Below are 11,157 nucleotides of genomic sequence, written 5' to 3' on the forward strand. Positions count from 1 at the left end.
GTGCGGTTGGGCTGATCGCACTGTGCCATGGACGTGCCCCTTTGCGCACGGGTGAATCCTCCAGTGTTCCGGGGATGTTCCGGCAGGTCAGAGGTGTGCGCCCCGGCTCCCGGCGCCCCTCCCCGCGGACCCGGCGCTCAGCGCGAGCCCTCGGCGACCTCCACCACGCCCGATTCGTACGCGGCGATGACCGCCTGGGCCCGGTCGCGGACGCCCAGCTTGCCGAAGATGCCGGTGATGTGGTTCTTGACCGTGGAGACGCTGATGTCCAGGTCCGCGGCGATCTCCGCGTTGTCGAGTCCGGTGGCCAGCAGCCGCCAGATCTCCCGCTCCCGCGGTGTGAGTCCGGCCGGGACTCCGGCCGTCTGCCGGGCGGGCCTCACGGGGGCCCGTACGTACGTGGAGATCAGCCGGGTCAGCAGGCGCGGCGCCACCGCGGCCTCACCGGTGTGGACGGTGCGGATCGCCGCGGTCAGCTCCTCCGGGGAGACGTCCTTCGGCAGGAACCCGTACGCTCCGGCGCGCAGGGCCGCGACCACGTACTCGTCCATGTCGAAGGTGCTCAGCGCCAGGACCCGGCACTCCGGCAGCAGCCCGGACAGCTTCCCGGTGGCCTCGACCCCGTCCAGGACCGGCATCCGGATGTCCATGACGACCACGTCGGGCCGCAGCCGCTCCGCGAGGGCGACCGCCTCGGCGCCGTCCCCCGCCTCCCCGACGACCTCGAACTCCGGTTCGGGGGCCAGGATCAGGGCCAGGCCCCGCCGGACGAGCGGCTGGTCGTCGGCGATGAGCACACGGATCATCCGCGTTCTTCCTCTCCCTCTCCCCCGGGCGCGTCCGGACCGGGCGGCACCGGCAGGCGCGCCGCCACCCGGAATCCGCCGCCGTCGAGGGCGGCCGCCTCCAGGGTGCCGCCCTGCAGGGCGACCCGTTCGCGCATTCCGATCAGACCGTAGCCGGAAACCGGCGCCGGCCGCGAAGGCGCCGACCGGTTCCCCGCACCGTCGTCGCGGACCTCCACGGCCACCTCGGACGGACGGTACGTCAGGCGTACGCGGACCCGGGCCTGCCGCCCTGCGTGCTTGCGGGCGTTGGTCAGCGACTCCTGCACGATGCGGAACACCGTCAGGCCGAGGGCCGGCGGCAGCGGGCGGACCGGCCCGTCCACGGTGAACCCGGTCTCCAGGCCGCCGAGCCTGGCTTCGGCGACGATCCGGTCCAGGTCGCCGGGGCCGGGCTGCGGGGCCGGCGGGGTGTGTTCCGGTTCCTCCCCCGCCCGCAGGACGTCGAGCAGCTGGCGCATCTCGCGCAGCGCCATCCGCCCGGAGCCCTCCAGGGTGACCAGGGCCTCGCGGGCCGTCTCCGGGTCGTGCGCGAGGTTGGCCCGCGCCCCGCCGGCCATCAGCTGCATGGTGGTGATGTGGTGGGCCACGATGTCGTGCAGTTCGCGGGCGATGCGGCGGCGTTCGTCGGCCACCGCGCGTTCGGCCAGCAGGACGCGCTTGGCCTCGGTCTCGTGCTGCCAGCGGCGCGTCAGCAGCGCGGCGGCGACGACCAGGAGGACGGCGACCGTGTTGCCGAGCAGGCCCATGAGCCCGGTCGTCCCGCCGTAGCCGCTGCCGACCACGGTCAGCGGCACGGCCGCCAGGGCGGCCGCCGCCGTGACCGCCGGGCCGCGCATACGGGCCACGGAGTAGAGCGCGACGGTCGCTCCCGCGGAGAAGTGCGGGCCCTGTGACGTGATCAGGTTCAGCGCCACGCCGAGGGCGAGGACGGCGGCGAGCACGGCGACCGGTCTGACCCGCCGGGCCAGCAGGCAGGGCGCGGTCAGGACCACCAGGACGAGGGCGGAGACCGTGAGGGGCCGGCCGTCCCCGGCCGCGCCGAACGCATAGCCGAGCATGTCCACGACGACGGCGGCGATGGCCACGAGCGCGTCGTTGCGGGTCCAGTTCAGGGACCGGATCCCGTTCGAGATCCGGGTCCCGCTCGAGGCCCGGACACCCTTCGGGCCCGGGTCCCGGTTCGTGAACCGGACCCGGTTCACGGTCCGGGTCCCGTCCGCGCCGTGAACCGGCGCGCTCCCGCCCGCCCCGTCGTCCGTTCTGATCATCGGCATGCTCCATCTTCCCATCGGGCGGCCCGCGGGCCGCGGGCCCCGAGGAGGAGAGCGGACCAGGACCCGGGTCCTGGTCGGGGGCGCGCACCGGTCCCTGGTCCCGGAGGAGAGCTCCTCCCGGGACCTGACGTTTCGGAAGGCGGCCGGTGATGAGCTGGTGAGCAGCCCGGGGACCCCCGGCCTGCCGCCCACGTTACGGAGGACTCCTTGATCCGCGCCCTGACCGCCTTCGCCACCCGAAGTCCGTGGAAGGTCATAGCCCTCTGGGCGGTACTGGGCATCGCCCTGACGATCCTCGGCCAGGCCCTGGTCTTCCGCGCCACGCAGACGAGCACCGGCGCGTTCCTTCCGGCCTCCTACGATTCGGCGGCCGCGCTCGAGGTCGCCGAGGAACACTTCGGGGTCGAGCCCGACGCCAACCCCCTGACCATGCTGGCGGCCCGCGCCGACGGTGCGCCGCTGACCGCCGCCGACGAGCGGCGGATCGACGCCGAGGCGGCGAAGCTGACCCGGCAGCGGATCGTCATGCCGCGGCCCGAGGACACCCCGTCCTTCCTGGTGCAGGACCGTTCCCAGCTGCCCCGGATCAGCCCGGCGATGACGGCCCCGGACCGCAGCTTCCGGCTGCTGTCGGTCGAGTTGACCGGCAATCCCATGGATCCCGGCATGCAGGACCTGTACCGGGCGTTCCGGGACCACGCCCGGGCCGAGTTCGCGGAGACGGGCCTGCGGACCGGGTTCACCGCCGGGCTCGCGGACACCGTCGACACCGTCGACGCGGACGAGACCCGGTCGAAGATCGTCGGCGCCGTGATGCTCGCGGTGATCGTACTGCTGCACGTGCTGGTGTTCCGCAGCGTTCTGGCGGCGCTGCTGCCGCTGATCGCCGTCAGCATCATCGGCGGAGCGGCGGCCGGGGTCGTGGTCGGCACCGCGATGCTGACCGGCATCGAACTCGACGCGTCCACACCCCAGCTGATCAGCGTGGTGCTGGTGGGCATCGGCATCGACTACTTCCTCTTCCTGCTCTTCCGCTTCCGCGAGCACCTGCGCAAGCACCCGGAGCAGTCGGGCCGGACCGCGGCGGCCGAGGTCGCCGGCCGGGTCGGTACGGCGATCACCTGTGCGGCGCTGACCATCGTCGCCGCGTTCTCCACCCTCGCGGTGGCCACCTTCGGCCAGTTCCGGGTGCTGGGCCCGGCCATCGCCGTGTCCGTCCTGGTCATGCTGCTCGGCAGCCTGACGCTGATGCCGGCCATCCTCGCGGTCACCGGCCGCGGGATGTTCTGGCCCTCGCGGGCGCTGAAGCGGGAGCCCCGCGAGGGCGTGGCCGCGCGGACGGGCCGCCTGGCGGCACGGCGGCCGCTGACCCTGGTGCTCGCCTCGGTGGCCCTGCTGGGGGCGCTGGCCGCGGGGACGGCCGGGATGCGGATGGACTACGGGCAGAGCGGCGCGGGCGGGGAGCGTACGGCTTCGGCGGCCACGGCGGCCGAGATCGCCCGCGCGCTGCCCGCCGGGGTGTCCGATCCGGCCGGCGTGTTCGTGACCGCCTCCGACGGGGGCACGCTGACGGCCGAGCGCCTCGGCGGACTCTCCCGCGCGCTGGCTTCGGTCGACGGAGTGGGCCGGGTGGCACCGACGGTGCTGAGCGAGGACCGCCGGGCGGCCCGCATCGACCTGTTCCCGACCGCCGACCCGCACGGCCAGGAGGCCCGCGACCTGGTCTCCGGACCGGTCCGGGACGCGGTGGCGGCCCACCGCCCCGACGGTACCGAGGCCCATGTCGGCGGTACGGCGGCGATCTTCTCCGACATCGCGTCCGCCGTGGACAAGGACCTGAAGGTGGTCTTCCCGGTGGCGGCGGCGCTGATCGCGCTGATCCTGTTCCTGCTGCTGCGCAGCCTGCTCGCGCCGGTGGTCCTGATGCTCTCGGTGGGTCTGGGCTTCGTGGCCACGCTGGGTGCCTCGACGCTGGTGTTCCAGCACGCGGCGGGCCGGCCGGGCGTGGACTTCTCGCTGCCGCTGGTGCTGTTCCTGTTCGTGGTCGCGCTGGGCACCGACTACAACATCCTGATCACCGACCGGATCAGGGAGGAGATGGAGCGGCCCGGTCCGGCCCGTGCGGCCGTGGCCCGGGCGGTGCGCCACACGGCGCCCGCCATCGCGACCGCGGGCCTGGTGCTCGCGTTCTCCTTCGGGAGCCTGGCCGCGAGCCCGGGCTCCGCGACGCAGCAGATCGGCTTCGCCACGGGCCTCGGGATCCTGCTCTCCGCGTTCGTGCTGTCGATCGTGCTGGTGCCGGCCCTGGCCTCGCTGCTGGGCCGCTCCCTGTGGTGGCCGGTCGGGCCCGGCCGCGATGTGCGGGAGCCGGCGCCGGAGCCCGTGCCGGAGCCGGCGCCCGAACCGGCCACGGCCGGCTGAACCACCGCCCGCCCGTGGCGGGGCCGGTGCGCGCGGCCCCGCAGGGCCGTCTTCGCCGCACCGGCCCCGGCTCGGTCAGGCCAGTTTGTCGACCTCGGGGTGATCGGCCAGCCAGGCGCGGACGGCCTGCTGCTCCTTGCCCTTGCCGGATTCCTGGATCCCGGCCTCCAGACCGGTGAGCTGGGCCTCCGTCAGCTTGAAGGAGCTCAGCCACTGGGCGACCTTCGGCTCGTCGGCCGCGAAGTCCTTGCGGGCGACGTTGTGGATGCCGTCGCCCTTGCCCCAGGCGCCCTGGGGATCCGCGAGCTTCGTCAGCTCGTAGGAGGCGTACGCCCAGTGCGGGGACCAGAGCACGACCGCGACGGGCTCCTTCTTCTCGTAGGCCCGCTTGAGCTCGGCCAGCATGCCCGGGGTCGATCCGTCGACGACCTTGTACTCCCCGTCGAGCCCGTACTGGGGCAGCACCTTGTCCTTGAGGAGGCCCATCGCGCCGGCGCTGGGCTCGATGCCGATGATCCGGCCCTTGAAGTCCCCGGCCTTGCCCTTCAGGTCGGCGAGGGTCTTCACGTCCTTCATGTAGGAGGGGACGGCCAGCTCGATCGAGGTCGGCCCGTACCAGGAGCCGAGGTCGTCGAGCTTGTTGCCGTACTTCTTCCAGTACTCGGACTGCGTGGCCGGCAGCCAGGCATCGGTCTGGAAGTCGATCTGCCCCCCGGCGAGCCCGGTGAAGAGCGCGCCGAGTTCCAGCTGCTTGGCCTCGACCTGGTACCCGCGGCGCTCCAGGAGCTCCTTCCACAGGAAGGTGGAGGCGATGCCCTCGTCCCACGGGATGTAGCCGATGCTGAGCTTGCGGCCCTTGCCGATGTTCTCGACCCCGGCCCCGCCGACCGCGTTGACGTGCGATTTCCCGGAGTCGCCGAAGACTCCGAGGCCGCCCGCCACCAGGGACAGCACCACGGCCGAGGCCACGGCGAAGACCGGCTGCGGGCGGTGGCTCCACACCTTGGCGCTGCCGGTGGCGGCGGCGCGCGCCTTGGCGAGGGCGCGGCGGCCGAGCGGGGAGACCTGACGGCCCAGCGCCCCGGTCATCCGGTCCAGGTACATGGCGAGGATGACGATGGAGACGCCGGCCTCGAAGCCGAGGCCGATGTCCACGCTGCCGATGGCCCGGTAGACGGCGCCGCCGAGGCCGCCGCCGCCGACCATGCCGGCGATGACCACCATGGACAGGCCGAGCATGATGACCTGGTTGATGCCCGCCATGATCGTGGGGAGCGCCAGCGGGAGCTGGACCCGTACGAGGGTGTCGCGCGGGGTGGTGCCGAAGGCCTCGGCGGCTTCGACCAGCTCGGGGTCGACCTGGCGGATGCCGAGCTCGGTCATCCGGACGCCGGGCGCCAGCGAGAAGATGATGGTGGCGATGATGCCGGGCACCACGCCCACCCCGAAGAAGATGATGCCGGGGATGAGGTAGACCATGGCCGGCATGGTCTGCATGAAGTCCAGGACGGGCTTCAGGGTGGCGCTGACCTTGTCGGAGCGCGAGGCCCAGATGCCCAGCGGGATCGCGAAGACCAGCGTGACCAGGGTGGCCACCAGCACCAGCGCGAGCGTGGACATGGCCTCGGGCCACAGGCCGACGGAGTCGACGAGGGCGAAACCGGCGAAGGCGAGCAGGGCGGCGAGCAGGCCGCGCAGCCACCAGGCGGCGACGGCGAGGACGCCGGCCAGCAGCAGGGGGTTCGGCGCGGACAGGACGGCTTCGATGCCGTCGTAGAGGCCGGTGACGAGCGCGGCGATGGCGTCGAACAGCCAGGACAGGTGGCTCTGGAGGAAGTCGACACCGCTGTCGACCCAGGCGCCGAGGTTCAGGCGGGGCATCACGCGGCCACCTCCGCGCAGTCCAGCGGGGCACGCCGCTCGTCGCCGATGAAGGCGACGAGGCGGCCCTGCGGGACGGAGCCGACGACGGTGCCGTCCTCGGCGGTGACGGCGACGGGGTGCGGGACGCGGGCGCTGACGGCGCACACGTCGGCGAGCGGGGTTCCGGCGGAGACCGTGGGGCAGCCGCAGTCGGGCCGGCCGCCGGCGTCCCCGGTCATGACGGCGTCGGCCGTCAGCACCCGCGAGCGGTCCACGTCCTGGATGAACGAGGCCACGTAGTCGTCGGCGGGGCGGGTGAGGATGTCCTCGGCCGTGCCCTGCTGGACGATCCGGCCGTCGCGCATGACGGCGATGGAGTCGCCGAGCCGCATGGCCTCGTTGAGGTCGTGGGTGATGAACACGATGGTCTTGCCCAGGCTCCGCTGGAGTTCGAGCAGCTGGTCCTGCATGTCGCGGCGGATCAGCGGGTCGAGCGCGCTGAAGGACTCGTCCATCAGCAGCAGGTCGGCGTCGGTGGCCAGGGCGCGGGCGAGGCCGACGCGCTGCTGCATGCCGCCGGAGAGCTCGTCGGGCCAGGACTTCTCCCAGCCGCCGAGCCCGCAGAGGGCCAGCGCTTCGGCGGCCCGCCGTTCGCGCTCGGCCCGGGGGACGCCCTGGACCTCCAGGCCGTAGCCGGCGTTCTCCAGCACGTCGCGGTGCGGGAACAGGGCGAAGTGCTGGAAGACCATGCTGATCTTGGTGGAGCGCACGCGGCGCAGTTCGGCCGGCGAGAGGGCGGTGAGCTCCTCGCCGTCGACGAGGATCCGGCCCGCGGTGGGCTCCAGGAGGCCGTTGAGCATGCGCAGCAAGGTGGACTTGCCCGAGCCCGACAGACCCATGACGACGAAGATCTGGCCGGGCTCGACGCGGAACGAGGCGTCGATCACCGCCGCCGTCGTTCCCTCGGCGCGCAGCTCGTCGCGGTCGGTCGCACCGCTTTCGAGTGCGCGGACCGCTTTCGCGACGGCCGCGCCATTGTCGGGTCCTTTACCGAACACCTTGTACACATGCTCGGCTATGAGCGTGGACACATACACCTCAAGGGTCGTACCGGCACGGCCCACCGGCGTGCGTGCGGTCGGCGGGCCGTGGAGCGCGACGGGATCCGCCCGTCACCCGCGCCCCGGCCGCTGTCGGCCGGCGGACGGGTCCGCTCCAGCAGCGCTCTTGCCCGGGCTTAACCTCTGCAAACGGTGAAGTGAGTCATGTCACTTGCGCTGCGTCGCCGCCCGCGCTCGTGGCTGCGCCCGTGCAACCGGATTCCGCTTGCTGCGGGGTCCCGGCTCCGGAATGCTCCGGGTCGGCGAGCATCGAGGCACGCAGGTGCGCGAGGACCCGGGTCAGGAGGCGTGAGACCTGCATCTGCGAGATGCCGAGGGCGGCGCCGATCTGGGCCTGGGTGAGCTCCTCGCCGAAGCGCATCGACAGCATGCGGCGCTCGCGGTCGCTGAGGCGTTCCAGCAGCGGCGCCAGGGTCTGGATGTCCTCGACGCGCTCCAGCGCGGGCTCCTCGGCCCCCATGGTCTCGGCGAGGCTGTGGCCGTCGGTGCGGCCGTCGGTGTACTCGGAGCCCGGGGCGTCGAGGGAGCCGCTGGTGTGGCCGTTGGCGGCGACGAGCCCCTCGATGACCTCTTCCTCGGTGAGCGAGAGGTGTACCGCGAGGTCCGCGACCGTCGGCGGCCGGTCGAGGAGAGCGGTCAGCTGCTCCTTCGCCTTGGCCAGGTCGATGCGCAGTTCCTGGAGCCTCCGCGGGACGCGGACCGCCCAACTGGTGTCACGGAAGTGTCGTTTGATCTCTCCGGTGATGTACGGCATGGCGAGGGAGGCGAACTCCACCTCGCGGGCCGGGTCGAACCGGTCGATGGCCTTGATCAGGCCTATGGTGCCGACCTGGAGGAGGTCTTCGAGGTCGCCTCCGTCTCCGCGGCCGCGGAAGGGGCGCATGGCGAACCGGACGAGCGAGATGTTCATCTCGATGAGGGTCTCGCGGACGTACCGGTATTCGTGGGTGCCCTCGTCGAGCTCGTGGAGCCGGCGGAAGAAGAGCCGCGTCAGCTCGCGCGCGTCCGCGGGGGCCACCTCGCGGGGCTCCGCGATCCGGGGCGGGAGCACGGTGGCCGCCGGCTCTCTGCCGGCGCCGGGGCTCGGGGCTCTTTCGGCGCCGGGGCTCGGGACGGGGCCGGCCGGCCGGCCGGCGCAGGGGCCGGGGCGGGGACCGGGAAGGGGTCCGGACCGGGGGCCGGGAAGGGGGCCGGCGGTATGGGAGAACGGGGTGGGCATCGGCACGGGGTCGCTCCTTGGGCTGGTCGGCTTGCGGCGCATGACCTTGATGGGCGTACACCCTAGCGGGTTCCGGATCCGTTCCCCAGTTCCCTCCTCCTAGATCAACCAGCCGGAACCCGGCCGCATTTGCGGCAGGGTTCCGTTCCGGTCGCACATCGGCCGGACGGCCGCGGTTCCCTCGGCCGTCCGGTCAATTCCCTTCGGCGGCGGGCCCGGTGGCGGTGCCGGGAGCGGCTGCGCGGGCGGCTCCGGCCGGGGTGCCCGAGGTGGTGCGGAGCACCCGGATCAAGGCCTCGACGCCGGCCTCGGCCTTGGGGCGCGGGCAGCCCGCGTTGAGGCGTACGAAGCCCGCGCCTTCGGGCCCGTAGGCGGTTCCGGGCATGATCGCCACCTTCTCGGTATGAATCAGCTCACGTTGGAGCACCTCGTCGGGAACCGCGAGGGGCCGGAGATCGATCCAGGCGAGGCAGCCGGCCTCGGGCGGATGCCAGTCGAGCCCGGGGAAGGCTTCGGTCAGGCGGTCGCCGGCCATGCGCAGGATGTCCCGGACGTAGGCGTCTTGTCCCGGACGTAGGCGTTGAGCGGCGGGCCAACTCCCGCTCCAGGGCGTCCCCGTCGTGGAGCGGCACCCCGTGCTGCTCCCGGCCCCGGGCCGCGAGCAGGAAGATTCCGTTCTGTGCACGAGTGGCGCCAAGAGGAGAAGGGCCCCCAGTCGGCAAGGCCTGCTTCCTCCCGCGCGGGGCCCTCGTACGAGCGCGTCCACGGGGTTCCCCCGCGGCGCCCTTGTGCGGGACCTCCGGACGCAGCACTCTGAGCGGACGACTCAGGGGGGTCCTCTTTCATGATCATGCGATCGCACTTATTCCGGCGGTACGGAGCCGCGCTCGCGCTCGCCTCGGCCCTCGTGCTCGGGGTGGACACCGGGGCCTCGGCCACGGCCGCGCCGGAGGGGGTGGTCCTGTACGCCGGAGCGCCCGGAGCCGTCGGCGACAGCTACCTCGTCCTGCTGGACCCGGCGCGCGCGGGTTCCCGTACGGACCGGGGCCGGGCCGTGGTCGAACGGTTCGGCGGCACGGTCGACCAGACCTACGACTCGGCGGTCAACGGATTCGCCGTCCGGATGACGGAGCGCCAGGCCCGGCGGCTCGCGGCCGATCCGGCCGTGACCACGGTCGCGCAGAACCGGAAGCTGCGCCTCGACACCACCCAGCCGACCCCGCCGTCCTGGGGCCTGGACCGGCTGGACCAGCGCAGGCGGCCGCTGAACAGCGCCTACGCGTACGCCACGTCGGCCGGTGTGGGGGTGACCGCGTACGTCATCGACACCGGGATCAACATCAGCCACCAGGACTTCGGCGGGCGTGCCCGGTACGGCTACGACGCGATCGACAAGGATTCCGTGGCCGAGGACGTGCACGGGCACGGAACCCACGTGGCCGGAACCCTCGTGGGCACCACCTTCGGGGTGGCCAAGCGGGCGAAGGTGGTGGCCGTCCGGGTCCTCGACTGGAACGGGGAGGGCACGACCGCGCAGGTGGTCGCCGGCATCGACTGGGTGACCCGCAACGCGGTGAAGCCCGCCGTGGCGAACATGAGCCTGGGCGGTGACCCGGACAGCGTCCTGGACGCGGCCGTGCGGCGTTCCATCGCCTCCGGCATCACCTACGCGGTGTCCGCGGGCAATCAGGACAAGGACGCTTCCGGGCACTCGCCGGCCCGGGTCTCCGAGGCGCTGACGGTCGGGGCGCTGGGCGTCCGCGACGCCCGCTCCTCGTACTCCAACTTCGGTCCGCTGGTGGACCTGTTCGCCCCCGGCGACTCCATCACCTCGGCGGTCTACTGGGGTGACGACTGGAGCACCGTGATGTCGGGCACCTCGATGGCCGCCCCGCACGTCGCGGGCGCGGCGGCGGTCTACCTGTCCATCAACCGCACCGCCACCCCGGCCCAGGTGGCGGGCTACCTGAAGACCAAGGCCACCACCGGGGCGGTGCTCGACCGCGGTCCGGGCTCCCCGGACCGCTCCCTCTACATGGGCAGCGCACCGAACCGGGTGCTCGGCAAACGCTTCTCCAACCCCACGAACTACGCGGTCGGGGACCTGAAGACCATCACATCCCCGATCACGGTCAGCGGAGTCGCGGGCCCAGCCCCCGCCAAGCTGGACGTCGAGGTGTACGTCAAGCACCCGGACTCGGGAACCCTGCGGATCGACCTGATCGCACCCGACGGGTCGGTGTACCCGATCAAGGACGAGTACACGGACTGGGGCGAGAGCGACCTCGTCGGCCTGTACACGGTCAACGCCTCCGCGGAGACGGCGGCCGGCGTGTGGAGACTGCGCGTGTTCGACGCCTTCGCCGGGCACACCGGGTACCTGGACGGGTGGGCGCTGCGGTTCTGAACGG

General features: G+C 72.8%; 7 protein-coding genes and 1 pseudogene. 2 read left to right on the forward strand and 6 right to left on the reverse strand.

The window, feature by feature from the left end:
* Positions 1–137: 137 nt before the first annotated feature.
* Together AC6CKD_RS06525 and AC6CKD_RS06530 are read right to left on the reverse strand one after the other, a co-directional pair.
* Positions 138–806: a response regulator gene (locus tag AC6CKD_RS06525; RefSeq protein WP_498325771.1), complete on the reverse strand. Its 669-nt coding sequence runs from the start codon at positions 804–806 to the stop codon at positions 138–140.
* The gene (locus AC6CKD_RS06530; RefSeq protein ID WP_498325772.1) at positions 803–2,116 is read right to left on the reverse strand and encodes a sensor histidine kinase; all 1,314 of its coding nucleotides are present in this window, start codon (positions 2,114–2,116) and stop codon (positions 803–805) included. The genes AC6CKD_RS06525 and AC6CKD_RS06530 overlap by 4 nt, the downstream gene beginning before the upstream one ends.
* A gap of 213 nt (positions 2,117–2,329) precedes the next feature.
* On the opposite strand from AC6CKD_RS06530, the gene AC6CKD_RS06535 reads away from it, so the two are divergent.
* Positions 2,330–4,543: an MMPL family transporter gene (locus tag AC6CKD_RS06535; protein WP_498325773.1), complete on the forward strand. Its 2,214-nt coding sequence runs from the start codon at positions 2,330–2,332 to the stop codon at positions 4,541–4,543.
* A gap of 75 nt (positions 4,544–4,618) precedes the next feature.
* On the opposite strand, the gene AC6CKD_RS06540 is transcribed toward AC6CKD_RS06535, so the two are convergent.
* The 4 genes and pseudogenes from AC6CKD_RS06540 to AC6CKD_RS06555 all read right to left on the reverse strand — a co-directional run.
* Entirely contained in the window at positions 4,619–6,424 is a 1,806-nt protein-coding gene (locus AC6CKD_RS06540) for an ABC transporter permease/substrate binding protein (protein WP_498325774.1), read from the reverse strand.
* Complete coding sequence (locus tag AC6CKD_RS06545) at positions 6,424–7,497, reverse strand: quaternary amine ABC transporter ATP-binding protein (protein WP_498325775.1); 1,074 nt, start codon at positions 7,495–7,497, stop codon at positions 6,424–6,426. The genes AC6CKD_RS06540 and AC6CKD_RS06545 overlap by 1 nt, the downstream gene beginning before the upstream one ends.
* A gap of 172 nt (positions 7,498–7,669) precedes the next feature.
* The gene (locus tag AC6CKD_RS06550) at positions 7,670–8,578 is read right to left on the reverse strand and encodes a SigB/SigF/SigG family RNA polymerase sigma factor (RefSeq protein WP_498325776.1); all 909 of its coding nucleotides are present in this window, start codon (positions 8,576–8,578) and stop codon (positions 7,670–7,672) included.
* A gap of 361 nt (positions 8,579–8,939) precedes the next feature.
* A pseudogene (locus tag AC6CKD_RS06555) lies at positions 8,940–9,305 on the reverse strand (aminotransferase class I/II-fold pyridoxal phosphate-dependent enzyme); the annotation flags it as partial.
* A 285-nt stretch (positions 9,306–9,590) separates the two neighbouring features.
* Between AC6CKD_RS06555 and AC6CKD_RS06560 the strand changes: the two are divergent.
* Complete coding sequence (locus AC6CKD_RS06560; protein WP_498325777.1) at positions 9,591–11,153, forward strand: S8 family serine peptidase; 1,563 nt, start codon at positions 9,591–9,593, stop codon at positions 11,151–11,153.
* Positions 11,154–11,157: the final 4 nt, after the last annotated feature.

This window comes from Streptomyces sp. GQ60 (assembly GCF_059758875.1).